We start from the raw sequence: 16,188 nt of genomic DNA, 5'->3' as shown, positions 1-16,188 counted from the left end.
CGGTACAGGCGGTTCCAACACGTGTTTTCTCTCATCTATTCCGATACGACATGGTTCCGTTTTGGCGGCTCGTTGCATACCGCCCGAACCGCGCGCGTCCACGCACGGTCACAGCTACCCTGCTGACGTGCACAATCAGCCGCACTTGCCGGCCCCGTTCCCACGCCGGGTTCGTGCTGTCGGCGCCCCGATCGCCGTCATCATCCTCCTGGGCACCCTCGCCGGTCTGCTCGTCATCCTGCTCACCTCGGTCAACCCGGTGGGCACCGCGATCGGGTTCGTCCTGTCCAGCGTGGCCATGGCGGTGGTGGTGCTGGCCTACCTGTGGCTGGACCGGTTCGAACCCGAGCCGCCACGGCTGCTGGTGCTCGCCTTCGTCTGGGGAGCGTCTGTTGCCATCGTGGTGTCGGTGATCCTGGAGATGGCGTTCGGCGCGGTGGTCGGCACGGACGCCGCCGCCGACTCCGACTGGCGCACGACGGCCATCGCCGCACCGGTCGTCGAGGAAGCCGCCAAAGGTCTGTTCCTTCTGCTCATGATGACGGGCCGCCGCCGCCACGAGCTCAATTCGTTGGTGGACTGCCTGGTCTACGCCGGTCTGGTGGCCGCGGGTTTCGCCTGGCTGGAGGACATCTTCTACATCGCCGGCGGCGAGTCACTGGGCGAGGCGCTGGTGACCGCGGCGATGCGCCTGGTGATGGCACCCTTCGCCCATCCGCTGTTCACCACGGCGATCGGCATCGGGGTGTACTTCGCGCTCCATCAGCGCAACGTCTTCGCCAAGGCCGGGTACCTGCTGTTGGGGTACGCCGGCGCGGTGATCATGCACGCCCTCTGGAACGGCTCCGCAGTATTCGGCTTCGGGACCTACCTGCTGGTGTACGTGCTGTGGATGGTGCCGATCTTCGGCTTGGCGATCTGGCTGGGCGTCGCCGCGCGCCGACGCGAGCAGCGGCTGGTCGCGACGAAACTGCCCGGCATGGTGCAGGCGGGGCTGGTGACGGCCAACGAAGCCAGCTGGCTGGGTTCGATCCGCTCGCGCAAGCTCGCGGTGGCCGCCGTGACCCGGGCCGACGGCAAGAAAGCGGGCAAGACGGTGCGCGACTTCGCCGCCCAGGTGGTCGAATTGGCCTTCGTCAAAGACCGCATCGACCGCGGTTTCGCCGACGCCAGGGTGACGGCCCTGTTCCACGAGGAGACGAACTGGCTGCGCACGGTACGGGCCGCCACCCCCGCGTTGCAGACACTGACCCACTACCGGATCCCGGAGTCGCCGGGCCGGTAGCGCGCTCCGCCGTCAGTGTGCGGCGGTGTCCCAGCTGCGGCCGTAACCGACCGACACCTCGAGCGGAACGTCGAGCGGATACGCCGAGCCCATCTTGTCCCGGACCAACGCCTCCACCTGCTCGCGCTCCCCGTCGGCGATCTCGAGCAGGAGTTCGTCGTGCACCTGCAGCAGGATGCGCGACCGCAGGCCGGCATCCTTGATCGCCTGGTCGACGTTGATCATCGCGACCTTGATGATGTCGGCGGCGCTGCCCTGGATGGGCGCGTTGAGCGCGGCCCGCTCGGCGGCCTCCCGGACGTTGCGGTTGCTGCTGTCGAGTTCGGGCAGGTAGCGGCGACGCCCGAACACCGTCGAGGTGTACCCGTCCTTGCGAGCCTGATCCACGACGTCACGCAGGTAGTCCCGGATACCGCCGAACCGGTTGAAGTACTGGTCCATCTGCAGCTTGGCTTCTTCGGTGGAGATCTTGAGCTGCGCGGACAGCCCGTAGGCGCTCAACCCGTAGGCCAGGCCGTAGGACATCGCTTTGACGCGACGCCGCAGCTCGGCGGTGACCTCGTCGATGGGCACGTCGAACGCCCGCGATGCGACGAACGAGTGCAGGTCCTCACCGGTGTTGAACGCCTCGATCAGACCGGCGTCGCGCGACAGGTGCGCCATGATGCGCATCTCGATCTGGCTGTAGTCGGCCGTCATGAGCTCGGCGTAATCCGGGCCCACCACAAACGCGTCGCGGATGCGCCGTCCGGCGTCGGTGCGGATCGGGATGTTCTGCAGGTTGGGCTCGGTGGACGACAGTCTGCCGGTGGCCGCGATGGTCTGGTTGAACGTGGTGTGGATTCGCCCGTCGGAGGCCACCGAATTCAGCAGGCCGTCAACGGTGACCTTCAACCGTGTGACATCGCGGTGGGTCAGCAGGTGCTGCAGGAAGGGGTGGCCGGTCTTGTCGAACAACGACTGCAGCGCATCGGCGTCGGTGGTGTAGCCGGTCTTGGTGCGCTTGGTCTTCGGCATCTCGAGCTCGTCGAACAACACCGTCTGCAGCTGCTTCGGCGAACCCAGATTGATCTGTTTGCCGATGACGCCATAGGCCGCCTCCGCGGCATCACGGATCTGGTCGGCGAACTCACTCTGCAATTCCCCGAGCAGCGTGAGGTCGACGGCGATGCCGTTGGACTCCAGTTCCGCCAGCACCCGCTGCACCGGCAGCTCCATCTCACCGAGCAGTGCCGAGGAGTCGATCCGGGCCAGCTCCTCGTCGAGGGCGTTGGCCAGATCTGCGACGGCGTTGGCGCGCAGAATCAGCGTCTGCACCGCCTGGTCATCAACGCCGCCGTCCTCGTCGTCGAGCAGCGACAGCTGCTGTTGCTGCGGGGTGTCGGCTCGGAGCTCGCGGCGCAGGTACCGCACGGACAGGTCATCGAGCGCGAAGCTGCGCTGGCCGGGCCGCACCAGATAGGCGGCCAGGGCAGTATCGGAGGTGACGCCGGCCAACCGCCAGCCGCGGCCCTCCAGGTCGTGCATGGCCAGCTTGGCCTCGTGCAGCGCTTTCGGCACAGCAGGGTCGGCCAGCCAGGCCGCCAGCGCCGCTTCATCCTCGGGATCCAGTCTGGCGGTGTCGAGGTAGATGCCGTCACCGTCGGCCGCGACGAGGGCCAGTGCCGTGGCATCGGCGTCGAAGGCGAGGTGGGTTCCCACCACCGCGACACCGAACCTCCCACCGGAACTGTGCTCGGCCAGCCACGCCGTCAGCGTGCCGGGCTCGAGCACCCCGCCTCGCACGTCGAAACCGTCTTCGACCTCTGGGTCGGCCGACGCCAGCGTCTCGAACAACCGGTCACGCAGGACCCGGAATTCGAGGTCGTCGAACAGCCGATGGATCTGGTCGCGGTTCCACGGTTGCATCCGCAGCGTGTCCGGGGTCTGCGCCAGCGGCACGTCCTTGATCAGATCGGTGAGCTCGCGGTTGAGAATCACGCTGGACAAGTGGGCCCGCAGCGCGTCGCCGACCTTCCCCTTGACCTTGTCGACGTTGTCGACCAGCGCCTGCAGTGAACCGTATTCGGCAATCCACTTGGTGGCGGTCTTCTCCCCCACCCCGGGAATGCCCGGCAGGTTGTCACTCGGGTCGCCGCGCAGTGCCGCGAAGTCCGGGTACTGCTTGGGCGTCAGGCCGTACTTCTCCAACACCGCGTCGGGGGTGAACCGGGTGAGTTCACTGACGCCCTTCCGTGGATACAGCACCGTCACGTCGTCACTGACGAGTTGCAGGGAATCCCGGTCGCCGGTGACCACCAACACCCGGTACCCCTCGGCTTCGGCCTGGGTGGCCAGCGTCGCGATCAGGTCGTCGGCTTCGAACCCCGGCTCGGCGAGCACGGTGATGCCGAGTGCGGCCAGCACCTCTTTGGTGATGTCGATCTGCCCCCGGAACTCGTCCGGCGTCGCGGACCGGCCCGCCTTGTACTCGGGGTACTTCTCGAGGCGGAAGGTCTGACGCGACACGTCGAACGCGGCGGCGATGTGGGTGGGACCTTCGTCGCGCAGCAGGTTGATCAGCATGGCGGTGAACCCGTACACCGCGTTGGTGGTCAGGCCGCCCTGGGTCTTGAAGTTCTCGGCAGGCAGCGCGTAGAACGCGCGGAACGCCAGCGAGTTGCCGTCCAGCAGCATCAACGTGGGCTTGTCGTCGGCAGGCTTCGCTGGTGCCTTCGTTGGTGCTGTCTTGGCTGGGCTCACGGACCTAACTCTAGGCAAGCCCTACGACAGCCGAGCCAGGTCCCGCCACCGACAAAACTGCAACACGTTTCAGTTCTCCGGTACGCTGACCCGCGTGCCAGGAGCCACACACGCCGACAGCCAGCCCGCCATCGAAGGATGGTGGGACACCGACGAGTCGGGCAATCCGCATCTGACCGGCAGCAAGTGCCCACAGTGCGGCACCTACGTCTTCCCGCCGCGACCGAACGGCTGCCCCAACCCCGCGTGCGACGGCGACGCGCTCGAATCCGTCGCACTGTCGCGCCGCGGCACGGTGTGGAGCTACACCGAGAACCGGTACGCGCCGCCTCCGCCCTATCCCTCCCCCGACCCGTTCGAGCCGTTCGCGGTCGCCGCGGTGGAGCTCGCCGACGAAGGCCTGATCGTGCTCGGCAAGGTGGTCGAGGGCACCCTGGCCGCGGATCTGACCGTGGGCGCCGAGATGGAACTGACCACCGAAACGCTCTACACCGATGACGACGGGGTACAGCGAGTCACCTACGCATGGAGGCTGGTATGAGCCCGGATCCGGTGTACATCCTCGGGGCAGGCATGCACCCGTGGGGCAAGTGGGGCCGGGATTTCACCGAATACGGTGTTGTCGCAGCACGTTCCGCGCTGGCCGAGGCCGGGCTGGACTGGCGGCAGATCCAGTTGGTCGCCGGAGCCGACACCATCCGCAACGGGTATCCCGGTTTTGTCGCCGGAGCGACGTTCGCACAGAAGCTGGGCTGGAACGGCGTGCCGGTGTCCTCGAGTTACGCGGCGTGCGCCAGTGGGTCCCAGGCGTTGCAGAGCGCGCGCGCCCAGATCCTCGCCGGCTTCTGCGATGTCGCGCTGGTGATCGGCGCCGACACCACGCCCAAAGGCTTTTTCGCCCCGGTCGGCGGGGAGCGCCGCAACGACCCGGACTGGCAGCGGTTCCACCTGATCGGTGCCACCAACCCGGTGTACTTCGCCCTGCTGGCGCGCCGACGGATGGACCTCTACGGAGCGACCCTCGAGGATTTCGCCCAGGTCAAGGTGAAGAACGCTCGCCACGGCCTGGACAACCCGAACGCGCGGTTCCGCAAAGAGACCTCCATCGACGACGTATTGGCCAGCCCCATGGTCGCCGATCCCCTGCGACTGCTGGACATCTGCGCGACCTCCGACGGCGCCGCCGCGCTGATCGTGGCCAGCAGGTCATTCGCCGAAAAGCATCTGGGATCGGTCGAGGGTGTGCCGTCGGTGCGCGCCGTCAGCACCGTCACGCCGCAGTATCCGCAGCACCTGCCCGAATTACCGGACATCGCAACCGATTCCACCGCGGTGGTACCGGGCCCGGACCGGGTGTTCAAGGATCAGATCCTGGACGCCGCGTACGCCGAGGCCGGCATCGGACCGGAAGACGTCAGCCTGGCCGAGGTCTACGATCTGTCGACGGCACTGGAGCTGGACTGGTACGAGCATCTGGGCTTGTGCGCCAAGGGGGAAGCCGAACAGCTGCTCCGCAGCCGCGCCACCACCATCGGCGGTCGGGTGCCGGTCAACGCGTCCGGCGGGCTGGCCTGCTTCGGCGAAGCCATCCCGGCTCAGGCCATCGCCCAGGTCTGCGAATTGACCTGGCAGCTCAAGGGTCAGGCGACGGGCAGGCAGGTCGAGAACGCCACGGTCGGGGTTACCGCCAACCAGGGCCTGTTCGGCCACGGCTCGTCGGTGATCGTGGCTCGTTAGCGGTAGCGGACGAGGCCGAGCGCATACCCGACATAGCGACGCGCCACCTCTTCCGCCGACGCCGCGCCGGCCGGCGAATACCACTGGGTCAGGCCGGTGCACATGGTGACCACCGCGCGGGCCGCCTCCCGCGGATCGTCGACGGCGAAGACACCCTGCTCGCAGCCGCGCTGCACCTCGGCGTCGATGATCTGCTGAATATTGCTGCGCCCGGCCATGATCCGGGATCGGCCGGGTTCTTCCAGGCTGCGCATCTCGCTGGCCCCGACGAACGCCAACTCACGCCGATGGGTGTGGAACAGCGCAAGATTCTCGACCAGCAGCCGGAACCGGCTCACGCAGTCGTCGGCTTCGGTCCGGACGCGCTCGCACCGCCAGGTGAGATCGCGCACCGCCGTGTCGAAGATCTTCACAAGCATCTCCTGCTTACTGGCGTAGTGGTGATAGATGCCGGGAACCGACAGCCCGGCCCGGCTGGCGATATCGCGCATGGTCGCGCCGTGATAGCCCACCTGAAGAAACGCCTCGAGCGCCGCCGTCATCGGTACGTCGAGATCAAGCGGCTCGTAGTGCCGCCAGTCCGTTGATGTTGCGCTGGGGCAGGATTCGGCATCGACGGCGTCCACCGGCGCCAGCAGGTCGGCGGTGGTGATGTCCAGGATGCTCGCGACCTCGTTCAGCCGCAGGACACTGATACCGGTGCGGCCGTTCTCGACTGCGCTCATGGTCGCCGGGCTGACCCCGAGCCGGTTGGCGAGTTCACGCAAGGTGATACCGCGCTCTCCCCGGGCATGCCTGATCCGGGTGCCGACCACCATGCTGTCCGACATCGTTGCCCCCCGTTCCGGCCGTGTCAGACAACGGTAACGGCTGAACGGGTTTCGCCGCGGGTGACTCCCGCATTCACCAGAGAACTGCGATACCCGCCGCCCCGAACGAGAGGACACCCACGACGTAGAACAGTGGCCGCGGTACCGCCTCGCCGGTGCGTCGCTGGCGGGCGTTGCCCATACCCAGCACGCCGCCGAGGACCACCAGGATGGCGAGTTTGACTCCGATCTTCGGGTAGTTCAGCACGATTCCGGCCGGCCACGGCGCCGCGAGGGCCAACCCGGTCAGCAGCGAGACCAACAGCCCGTAGTCCATCACCCGGCTGGTGCGGAATCGTCGGGCAGCCAGTTCGGCGAACCATGCGCCGAAGGTGACCGCGAAACCCGCAATGTGCAGCAGCACAACTACGTTGCGTAGTAGTTCCATTTCAGCAGGGTAACACCGGGTTTCACGGCCACGGGATCGGTCCGGTCACTATGGCTAGATCCCGGCGATACTCGGCCAACGTGCGCGATGCCGCGGAACTGGTCGGTCAAGCCACGCCGAGGTACGCCGAACGAATGCTGTCGTCGGCCAGGAGTTCCCGCGCCGGACCGGTACGGGTGACGCTGCCGGTCTCCAGGATGTAGGCGCGATCGGACCGACTCAACGCCTGCTGCGCGTTCTGCTCCACCAACAGCACCGTGGTGCCCTGCTTGTTGATCTCGGAGATGATCTTGAAGATCTGCGAGATCACCATGGGCGCCAGCCCCATCGACGGTTCGTCGAGCAGCAACACCCGCGGCCTGGCCATCAGGGCGCGACCGATCGCGAGCATCTGCTGCTCACCGCCGGAGAGCGTGCCCCCCACCTGAGACTCGCGCTCTTTGAGCCGCGGGAACGTCTCGAACACCCAGTCCAGGCGCTCGGAATGCTCGGATTTCGACGAGAACTTGCGTCCGTAGCAACCCATCTCGAGATTCTCGGTGACGGACATGCCCGGGAACACGCCCCGGCCTTCCGGCGCCTGGATCAGTCCTTCGGTGACCCGGTTGTGGGCTTTCACGCGGGAGAGGTCGCGTCCCTCGAACCAGACCGAGCCCGAGGTGAGCGGCCGCAAACCCGAGATGGCGCGCATCAACGTCGTCTTACCGGCGCCGTTGGAGCCCAGCAGCGTCACCAACTCGCCTTGATGCACGACAAGCGAGACACCGTGCAGGGCTTCGATTCTCCCGTAATGCACCACGACATCGCGGACTTCGAGCAGGACCTCATTCGAGTTCGTCATCAGGCACTCCCAGGTAGGCGGCGATCACCTTCGGGTCTTCACGGATCTGCGCGGGCAGCCCGTCGGCGATCTTGCGGCCGAACTCCAGCACCACGATGCGGTCGGTGACACCCATGACCAATCGCATGTCGTGTTCGATGAGCAACACCGTGTAACCGTCGTCACGGATGGCGCGGATCAGGTCGATCAGTGCGGCTTTCTCGCTGGGGTTGAAGCCGGCCGCCGGCTCGTCGAGGCACAGCAATTTGGGTTCGGTGGCCAATGCCCTGGCGATCTCGAGCCGACGCTGGTCGCCGTAGGGCAGGTTCTTGGCCTTCTCCTCCCCGCGGTGCGCGATACCCACGAATTGCAGCAGCGCCGCGGCCTTGTCGATGGCACTCTGCTCTTCCCGGCGATGCCGGGGGGTGCGGAACAACGCGCCCGGGACCGAGGTCCGGTGCCGCGCGTCGGTACCGACGACAACGTTCTCCAGCGCCGTCATCTCACCCCAGAGCCGGATGTTCTGGAAGGTGCGCGCGATTCCCAGGCGGGTGATCTCGTGCCGCTTGATGCGACCCAGCGGGGCGCCGTCGAACATCACCGACCCCGAGCTGGGCCGGTACACGCCGGTGATCGCGTTGAAGCAGGTGGTCTTGCCGGCCCCGTTGGGGCCGATCAACCCGAGGATCTCACCACGCTTGATCGTGAAGCTCACCGAATCCAGCGCCGTCAGTCCGCCGAATTTGACTGTCAGGTCCTGAGTTTCGAGTAGCGTCTCCCCCTCCGCGACGTTCACGTCACGGGTGAGCGAGGCCATCTCCTGGTCGATCAGGACTTCCGGTTCGTCGGTCATGCCGCCGCCTTCGAATCATCGGCGCTGCTCAACAACTTCTTCGCCGATCTGCCGTAGGTGAGCAGTTGTTGGCGTACCGGGAACAGCCCCTGCGGCCGGAAGATCATCAGCAATACCAGCGCCAACCCGAAGAACAGGTACTTCAGGTCGCCGAGGTTGACGTCGAACAGGTGCACACCGAGCAGCCGGTTCGGCAGGTACACGATGACGAACGCACCGAAGATGACGCCCAGCTTGTTGCCCTGCCCGCCGAGCACCACCGCACACAGGAACAGCATGGAGTTGATGATGTTGAAGTTGGTGGGTGCGACGAACTGCACCTGACCCGCATACAGGGCCCCGGACAGTCCACCGATGGCCGCCCCGATGGTGAACGCCCAGAGCTTGAACTTGAATGCGTTGACACCCATCACTTCCGCGGCGTCCTCGTCCTCGCGGATCGCCACCCAGGCGCGGCCCACCCGGCTGCGCTCCAGGTTGCCCACCATCAACAGGATGATGGCCACCAGCAGCAAGCCCAGCCAGTACCACCAGGTGCCGTTGTTGGCGTTGCCCATCGCATTGGCACCCGAGAAGTAGCCGCCCGGCACCTTGTCCTCGCCCAGCTGAGGGAAGGCGATCGAACCGAGGCCGCGGGAGCCGTTGGTGATGTCGTTGAGGTTGTCGGCCAGCAGACGGATGATCTCACCGAAACCCAGCGTGACGATGGCCAGGTAGTCGCCACGCAACCGCAGCGTGGGGAAACCGAGGATCAGCCCGGCCAGTGCCGTGAACGCGATGGCCAGCGGTACACACGACAGCCACGCCCAGTCGGTGCTGAAGAAGCCGGTGGGCCCCAGCCTGTTCCAGGGGCTCTGCGGGCTGGTCAGCAGCGCCACCGTGTACGCGCCCACCGCGTAGAAGCCGACATAGCCGAGGTCGAGCAGACCTGCCTGTCCGACAACGACGTTCAGCCCGATCGCCACCAGCGCGATCATGGTGAACTGCGCCATCACCCCGTCGAAGCTGACCCCGGGGGTGTTGAGGAACGACGGCGTGTAGATGGGGAGCAGTGCCATGAGCGCGAACCCGATGACGCCGAATCCCCACTTCTGGACGCGGGTGCGTTCGTCCCACCACCCGCGCAGTACGTCGCCGGGGGCAAGCGCCTTGGCGGCCTTGGTGTTCTTCGTGGTGGGTGCGGTCATGCTCGTGCCTTCCCGAGGCTCTCCCCGAGTATGCCGGTGGGCCGGATCAGCAGGACGAGGACCAGGAGCACGAACGCGACGACGTCGCGCCACTGGGTGCCGAACAGGATCTGTCCCCAGTTCTCCATGACGCCCAGGATCAAGCCGCCCAGCAGGGCGCCGCGCAGGTTACCGATACCGCCGAGCACCGCCGCGGAGAAGGCCTTGATGCCCAGCAGGAAGCCACCGGAGTAGATGATGCCCTGCGGCACTTTCAACGTGTACAGCAGCGCCGCCGCACCGGCCAGCAGACCACCGATGAGGAAGGTGGTCATGATGATCCGCTCCCGTGAGACACCCATGAGGGTGGCCGTCGTCGGGTCCTGCGCCACCGCCCGGATACCGCGCCCGAACTTGGTGCGGTTGATCACGGTGTCGGTGACCAACGCGAGAATCAGTGCGGCAGCGATGATCACCAGCGTCACGTTGGTCACCGAGGCGCCGAAGATGGTGAACTGCTCCTTGGGCTGCACCAGTGTGATCGGCTGCTGGGCGTTGTTGCCGCCGTAGCCCTTGATGATCTGCGGCAGGATGAAGTGCACGAACTCCTGCAGCACGAACGACATGCCGATCGCGGTGATCAGGAACGTCAGCGGCCGGGCATTGCGTTTTCGCAGTGGCCGGTAGGCGATGAACTCCAAACCCACTGCGGCTGAACCCGATACCAGCATCGCGAAGATCATCGCGATGCCCAGGTACAGCACCGTCAGCAGCACGCCCTTGTTGTAGGCGTTACCGCTGGGTGTGAACCCCAAGATCATGTCCAGGCAGAGGTAGGCGCCGAACATTCCGAGCATGAAGATCTCGGAGTGCGCGAAGTTGATCAGCCTCAGCACACCGAAGACCAGTGTGTAACCGACTGCCACCAGTGCGTAGATCGCTCCCCATGACAGTCCATCGATGGTCAGCTGCCAGAAGCTGTCGAACAGCCCCTCTACGTTGAAGCTGATGTTGGCAAGACAGGCACTCTGACCGATGCAGTCCTGGGTCATCCGGTTGGGGGCTCCTTAACGCTAGCCGCTGAACGAGAACGCGTCCGAGCCATGTGGTCCCGGACGCGTTCGTCGTCAGTCTTACTGAACCTTGTAGATCCAGATGAGCGTGTTGGTGAGCTCACCGTTCGGGGTCCACTCGTACTTGCGGGCGATACCGGGAGCGCTGTAGGTACGCACGAACTCCAACAGCTCCGGACGGGTGACCTTGCCCGAGTCGATGCCCTTGAGCAGGATCGTGCCCAGGTCGTAGCCCTCGGTGCTGTAGGTACCCGGCTCCTGGCCGAACTTCTCGGTGTACTCGTCGGCGAAGGTTCCGGTGGCCGGGCCGCACGGGCAGGCCAACACGGCGTCCTTGGAGGATTCGCCGGCCTGCTTGACGAACTCGGGATCCTTGGTGCCATCGGCGCTGGCGAACGTCGCCTCCACGCCACCGTCACGCAGCTGCTGGACAAACGGCGCAGCCTCGGCGTAGTACCCGCTGAAGAACACCGAATCCGGGGCCACACCCTTGATCTGGTTCACCGCGGCCGAGAAGTCCTTGTCGCCCTTCTTCACCGAGATGTTGCAGCCCGGATCCGCCACGGAGCCCAGCGTCTCGCGGACCGCCTGGGCCAGCCCGAGACCGTAATCGGTGCTGTCGTCGACGACGCAGACCTTCTGGTTGCCCAACGTGTTCTTGAGGTAGTTCGCCACCGAGGGGCCCTGCACGCCGTCATTGGCCAGGCCGCGGAAGAAGGTCTTCCAGCCGTTCTCGGACAAGGTGACATTGGTGGCCGACGCGGTGGTGGCCACCAAGCCCGCCTGGTCGAACACCTGACCCGTGGCCTTCGTTTCACCCGAGAACGCCGGTCCGACCAGTCCAACTGTGTACGGATCCTGGATGATCTGCGGGGCGATCTGGGTCGCCTTCTGCGGATCGCCCTCGGTGTCGAACGTCTTGAGCTGCACCTGGCAGCCGGGGTTGGCCTCGTTGTGCTTGTCGACGGCCAACTGGACGCCGTTCTTGATGTTGATGCCCAGAGCGGCATCGGGCCCGGTCAGCGCGCCGGCCATGGCCAGAGACAGCGGCGGGCACTGGGCGTTGCCGTCACCCGCGGGATCGGCGGGCTCAGCGCCCTCCTCCGCTGCGACCTCGGCGCCGTCCTGATCGATCTGAACCTGCTCGACGATCTTGAGATCGCTTTGGGCCGCACCTTCTTCGGGCGACCCCTGGTTGCAGCCGGCTAGCCCCAACGCAAGCAGAGCAGCTGAACTGAGAGCGAATGCACTTCGTACCGTGCGACCGCGCACTTCTCACCTCCGGGTCAATGTGAGTCGGCACCAACGCCCCTAGTTGGACCGTCGACTGCGTCGGAAAGGACGTCGATGGTTCGAAAGGGACGTTGATGCTTCGGAAAGAACATAGCCAACGCTTGGCCGAACCGCGTGGTGTTGGCGAACGCGAGCCGCCCTCTGTCGGCACTGCGACGGGAAAACTCACGGTCAGCGGGGCGTGGAACCGGAAATTGACCACCCGGGAAACGCATTCTTAACGCGCGCCCGGGCCGCGTCAGGTCGCCGGCGGTTCCTCCGCAGGCGGGTCCAAGGTCTCCAGAATGACCTCCGCAACGCGTTTCATGGTGGTGCGCCGATCCATCGCCGCCCGCTGAATCCACTTGAAAGCTTCCGGTTCCGACATGTTCTGCTTCGATTGCAGCAAACCCTTGGCGCGCTCGACGAGCTTGCGGGTCTCCAGCCGGTCGGAGAGGCTGGCCACCTCCTGCTCCAGCTGGGCGAGTTCGCCGAACCTGCTCACGGCCAGCTCGATCGCCGGGATCAGGTCATTGATGGAGAACGGTTTGACCAGGTAGGCCATGGCGCCGGCATCGCGGGCGCGTTCCACCAGGTCGCGCTGACTGAACGCGGTGAGCACCACGATCGGGGCGATTCGTTTGGCGGCGATCTCGGCGGCGGCGTCGATACCGTCGCGTCGCGGCATCTTCACATCCATGATCACGAGGTCGGGTTTCAGCTGTTCGGCGAGTTCGACCGCTTCCTGGCCGTCGCCCGCCTCACCCACGACTTCATAGCCTTCTTCACGAAGCATCTCGGCGAGATCAAGCCGGATGAGCGCCTCGTCCTCGGCGATGAGCACTCGGTGCGGTGTGGCGACGTCGGAGTCGCCCGTTGGCGCGGTCATCCCGACATTGTGGCGCGGGGCGCCGCATTGGGCGAGCCCAGGGCGCGCACGGTAACCTCTGACGGTTCGCGCGCAGCCATCCTCTAAGGTGGTATCCCGCACGGCCCTCGTATCCCAACTGGCAGAGGAAACGGATTCAAAACCCGTCCAGTGTGAGTTCGAATCTCACCGAGGGCACCAGCACTACAGAAGTACCAGCGCCTCGGAACCGGCACGCGTCGTGCTTCCGGCGATTCCCACCGCGTCGAACGCGTCTCTCACCGCTTCCAATTCGTCGTCGGTGAAACCGAACAGCGCCGCGCTGTCCAGGATCGCCGCTCGGCCGTCGACGAACTTGGCGCCGGCGCGAAGTCGGAACAGCGAGCTGTAGAACACCTTGGCCCAGGTGTCCGACGACACGTCCGTGGTATCGGAATCGGTCATCATCAGGTACGCAGCGTGGCTGAAGATGGTGCTGTTCCAGTGCTCCCCGCCGTCGTCCTCGGTGCCGGTATAGCGCAAGGCGTAGTGCGCCTTGTAACCCGATCCGACCGCCGTGGGATCGGCCATACTGCGCAGTGCACCGGTACCGGTGTCTTCGCCGATCAACCACCGGTCGACACCGGTGTCGCCTTCGGCGAGACTGCCGAGGATGTCCGCGTAGGCCTCGTTCAGCGCCCCGGGCTCGCCGTACTCCCATACTGAGCCGCCGTCGGCGAGGATGTGGCTGACCACCCCGTGCGTGAATTCGTGGGCCACCACATCCAGCGCGGCCTCGAAACCCCCGGTGTTGCCGAAGGCGAACTGCTGTGCACCCGGATCCCAGAACGCGTTGGTGTACCCGGCGAAGTACTGCCACAGGCCCGTACGTGGGTTGTAGCCCACCGACGACACCACCGTCGCGCCTTCGCCGTCGATCGAGTCGCGGCCCAGGACCGTCAGGTAGTAGTCGTAGACCACCGCCATGTTGGCGTGCGCGGACACCCCAGCTGCGTTCCAGCCGAACAGCAACGAGCGGACCACGACGTTTCCGGGGATGTTCGGGCTACCCAACCCGAAGAAGCTGTACGCGGTGGCGTAGGTGGTGATGTTGCGGGTGGAGTCGACGAGGGCGTGGCTGTCGAAGAACCACCACTTGGCGGTTTCCACATTGAGCGGCCGGTCGACTCCGCTCAGATCGCGGGCCAAAACGGTGGCCGCCAGCGCCTGCACGTTCGACGTGCCTGTGATCACCTCGCCGGCCTCATCCCCATTGGCGCGGATGTAATAGCTGACACCCACGGAAGGCTCATCCTGATCGGCGGAGCGCAGCTCGACACGCCAGGCCAGGCTCGGCGCTGCATCGTCGTCGAGCGCGAGGATCACGAGTTCGCTTGTGTTCGTTGTGGATTCGAGCAACCGCGTCACCGCGGCCGGCCCCGGCCGCACCCCCATCGAAGTGGCCAGCGCAGCGGCGGCCAGCGCAGCGGCCGCGGATCCGTCGGAGATGACAGGCGTGGTGTCGACCTCGCTGAGCCGACTGTCGTGGTAGTTGAACAACCCGGTGACGGTGCCCTGGCCATCGGTCACCAGAACGACGTCGCCGCCGATCACCGCAATACCGTCGATGCTCTGGCGGAGCCGGAAGAACTCTTCGGTGAACCCAGTCGTCGCCGCCACTCGTTGCACCGTGATGAAATCGGTTGCGGCAAAACCTGATCGAGCCCCGAGGATCGGTGCGACGGTATTGAGCACCGCTGCTGCGTCAGCGGCGTTGTACACCCGCGCGTCGGTGAACGTGCCGTCGATGACGCTGATCCGGCCATCGGTGCCCATCTGGACCGTCACCGCGCCGGGACGGGTGACGGTGGCGTCGTTGATGGCTGGTGACACCACGTTCACCGTGACGGTGGCGGTGGTCGGCCCGGTCCACCCGAACAACTCGGCGAGGCCGTGCACCCGCGGACCGTCGTCGATGGTGACGATGAAGGTGTCGGTGGTCACGGCGATACCGGGACGCGGGGTGTAGGCGAAGGTGCCGTCGGGGTTGACCACCACGGTGCCGAACCGGGCGGGCGTCGCGACCGTGTAGGTGAGCTGCGCATCGTCGTAGTCGGTCGCGTTGAGGGCACCGTGGATGACGCCGTCATCGCCCTGGGTCAGGAACGTGGGCGTTGCGGTCGGCCGCTGGTTGTTCCAGCTGTATTGCGTCTGGCGCACGGCCACCCAGAGCATCTCGAGGAGCCGTGGCACAGGAAGAGCCGGGACGGGGAGATCGTCCGCCACGTGCCCCAGCCCGACCCAGGTCAGTACGTCGGTGGCGATCGTGGCCGTGTTGACGGGCCGTGCCGGTTCGGGAGTTTCGGTGGAGATGGTGGCGATGGAGGTGACTGCAGCGGGGGTGTCCGTGTTGTTGTCGATTTCTGAGTTGGTGTCGATTTCTGAGTTGTTGTCGATTTCTGGCGCCTGCGCGACGGGTTGAACCGACGGCTGCGGTTCGGCCGTCTCTGTTGGCGTGTCGGCGACTACCGAATCGGACGTCTCTTCCTCTGCGGATGTCGAGCCGTAGTGCGACCGCGCGGTCTTCGGCGCTTCCTTAGTCGGCGGGTCTGGTTCAGCCTCGTCTGCAGTTGATGAGGTCTGCGCCTTGTCGGATTCAACCTCGACCGGCTCGGCGTCGTCGGCCTCAGCAACGTCCTCGTCGTCCTCGGCTAGGTCCGCGACCGCCTCGGGCTCTGCGTCATCGGTGTCGGAGTCCTCGTCCGGCGCCTCGGTCTCGCCTACCGCCTCGGTCTGCTCAGACGGTGAGTCAGCACTGGAGTCGCTGCTAGAGGCTGCAGTAGTGCGGTCGTCTGGGGTAGCCGACGCGACACCTGGGCACGATGCGGCAACCGCTCCCACGGCAAATGCCGCTGCCGCCACGTACCTCCAGGTCAGCAAAGCTTCAGCTGGCTTGTGTGCAGTCACCGATCCCCCTCGTTTCCTGAAGAGGCAGATTAGCCGCAAACTTCCGATGATTTTCCGCAGACGGCACCAGCTTCGCCTACGGATTTGTCGGGGGGTGGATCTAGTATCGAACACATGTTCGATGACTTGTTGGATCCGGCGACCTGCGGGGAAATCACCCGCGCGCAGA

The 16,188-nt window shown here is 65.8% G+C and carries 13 protein-coding genes and 1 tRNA gene; 4 read left to right on the top strand and 10 right to left on the bottom strand.

Annotated elements, in window-relative coordinates:
• Positions 1-127 precede the first annotated feature (127 nt).
• Positions 128-1,285, top strand: coding sequence for a PrsW family intramembrane metalloprotease (locus AC3A6P_RS35320; RefSeq protein ID WP_487697225.1), 1,158 nt, complete (start codon positions 128-130; stop codon positions 1,283-1,285).
• 12 nt (positions 1,286-1,297) lie between these two features.
• Here the strand turns inward: AC3A6P_RS35320 and polA are convergent, their stop codons facing one another.
• Positions 1,298-3,961 (bottom strand): DNA polymerase I, encoded by a 2,664-nt coding sequence (polA, locus tag AC3A6P_RS35315; protein ID WP_487697267.1) that lies wholly within the window; start codon positions 3,959-3,961, stop codon positions 1,298-1,300.
• 160 nt (positions 3,962-4,121) lie between these two features.
• Between polA and AC3A6P_RS35310 the strand changes: the two genes are divergently transcribed.
• Positions 4,122-4,568 carry a Zn-ribbon domain-containing OB-fold protein gene (locus tag AC3A6P_RS35310; protein WP_487697223.1) on the top strand — a complete coding sequence of 149 codons (447 nt, stop codon included), beginning with the start codon at positions 4,122-4,124 and terminating at the stop codon, positions 4,566-4,568.
• A complete protein-coding gene (locus tag AC3A6P_RS35305; protein WP_487697221.1) occupies positions 4,565-5,764 on the top strand; it encodes a lipid-transfer protein in 1,200 nt (399 codons plus the stop codon). The genes AC3A6P_RS35310 and AC3A6P_RS35305 overlap by 4 nt, the downstream gene beginning before the upstream one ends.
• On the opposite strand, the gene AC3A6P_RS35300 is transcribed toward AC3A6P_RS35305, so the two are convergent.
• The 8 genes from AC3A6P_RS35300 to AC3A6P_RS35265 form a co-directional block, all read right to left on the bottom strand.
• The gene (locus AC3A6P_RS35300) at positions 5,761-6,594 is read right to left on the bottom strand and encodes a TetR-type transcription factor C-terminal domain-containing protein (protein WP_487697219.1); all 834 of its coding nucleotides are present in this window, start codon (positions 6,592-6,594) and stop codon (positions 5,761-5,763) included. The genes AC3A6P_RS35305 and AC3A6P_RS35300 overlap by 4 nt on opposite strands.
• 73 nt (positions 6,595-6,667) lie before the next feature.
• Positions 6,668-7,021 (bottom strand): Fe-S protein, encoded by a 354-nt coding sequence (locus AC3A6P_RS35295; RefSeq protein WP_487697218.1) that lies wholly within the window; start codon positions 7,019-7,021, stop codon positions 6,668-6,670.
• Between the two features lie 106 nt (positions 7,022-7,127).
• Positions 7,128-7,862: an ABC transporter ATP-binding protein gene (locus tag AC3A6P_RS35290; protein ID WP_487697217.1), complete on the bottom strand. Its 735-nt coding sequence runs from the start codon at positions 7,860-7,862 to the stop codon at positions 7,128-7,130.
• Positions 7,846-8,694, bottom strand: a complete 849-nt coding sequence (locus tag AC3A6P_RS35285) for an ABC transporter ATP-binding protein (RefSeq protein ID WP_487697215.1) — start codon at positions 8,692-8,694, stop codon at positions 7,846-7,848. Before AC3A6P_RS35285 ends, AC3A6P_RS35290 begins: the two co-directional genes overlap by 17 nt.
• Entirely contained in the window at positions 8,691-9,881 is a 1,191-nt protein-coding gene (locus AC3A6P_RS35280) for a branched-chain amino acid ABC transporter permease (RefSeq protein ID WP_487697213.1), read from the bottom strand. Before AC3A6P_RS35280 ends, AC3A6P_RS35285 begins: the two co-directional genes overlap by 4 nt.
• A complete protein-coding gene (locus AC3A6P_RS35275) occupies positions 9,878-10,912 on the bottom strand; it encodes a branched-chain amino acid ABC transporter permease (RefSeq protein WP_487697212.1) in 1,035 nt (344 codons plus the stop codon). The genes AC3A6P_RS35280 and AC3A6P_RS35275 overlap by 4 nt, the downstream gene beginning before the upstream one ends.
• A gap of 81 nt (positions 10,913-10,993) precedes the next feature.
• Positions 10,994-12,205, bottom strand: a complete 1,212-nt coding sequence (locus AC3A6P_RS35270; RefSeq protein WP_487697211.1) for a branched-chain amino acid ABC transporter substrate-binding protein — start codon at positions 12,203-12,205, stop codon at positions 10,994-10,996.
• 259 nt (positions 12,206-12,464) lie between these two features.
• Positions 12,465-13,094 (bottom strand): ANTAR domain-containing response regulator, encoded by a 630-nt coding sequence (locus tag AC3A6P_RS35265; protein WP_487697210.1) that lies wholly within the window; start codon positions 13,092-13,094, stop codon positions 12,465-12,467.
• Between the two features lie 103 nt (positions 13,095-13,197).
• Between AC3A6P_RS35265 and AC3A6P_RS35260 the strand changes: the two genes are divergently transcribed.
• Positions 13,198-13,274 (top strand) — tRNA-Leu (locus AC3A6P_RS35260).
• Between the two features lie 3 nt (positions 13,275-13,277).
• On the opposite strand, the gene AC3A6P_RS35255 is transcribed toward AC3A6P_RS35260, so the two are convergent.
• A complete protein-coding gene (locus AC3A6P_RS35255) occupies positions 13,278-16,019 on the bottom strand; it encodes a M4 family metallopeptidase (RefSeq protein WP_487697209.1) in 2,742 nt (913 codons plus the stop codon).
• Between the last annotated feature and the right edge of the window lie 169 nt (positions 16,020-16,188).

The organism is Mycobacterium sp. Soil_C_30, from assembly GCF_057656995.1.
Note: the sequence above shows the minus strand (reverse complement) of the source record. Positions and strands in the feature narration are given on the sequence as shown.

Excerpts from the sequence above, each read along its gene's own strand:
- AC3A6P_RS35265 (WP_487697210.1), bottom strand. The coding sequence starts at position 13,094 with ATGACCGCGCCAACGGGCGACTCCGACGTCGCCACACCGCACCGAGTG.
- AC3A6P_RS35285 (WP_487697215.1), bottom strand. The coding sequence starts at position 8,694 with ATGACCGACGAACCGGAAGTCCTGATCGACCAGGAGATGGCCTCGCTC.
- polA (WP_487697267.1), bottom strand. The coding sequence starts at position 3,961 with ATGCTGCTGGACGGCAACTCGCTGGCGTTCCGCGCGTTCTACGCGCTG.
- AC3A6P_RS35300 (WP_487697219.1), bottom strand. The coding sequence starts at position 6,594 with ATGTCGGACAGCATGGTGGTCGGCACCCGGATCAGGCATGCCCGGGGA.
- AC3A6P_RS35275 (WP_487697212.1), bottom strand. The coding sequence starts at position 10,912 with ATGACCCAGGACTGCATCGGTCAGAGTGCCTGTCTTGCCAACATCAGC.
- AC3A6P_RS35305 (WP_487697221.1), top strand. The coding sequence starts at position 4,565 with ATGAGCCCGGATCCGGTGTACATCCTCGGGGCAGGCATGCACCCGTGG.
- AC3A6P_RS35280 (WP_487697213.1), bottom strand. The coding sequence starts at position 9,881 with ATGACCGCACCCACCACGAAGAACACCAAGGCCGCCAAGGCGCTTGCC.
- AC3A6P_RS35295 (WP_487697218.1), bottom strand. The coding sequence starts at position 7,021 with ATGGAACTACTACGCAACGTAGTTGTGCTGCTGCACATTGCGGGTTTC.
- AC3A6P_RS35290 (WP_487697217.1), bottom strand. The coding sequence starts at position 7,862 with ATGACGAACTCGAATGAGGTCCTGCTCGAAGTCCGCGATGTCGTGGTG.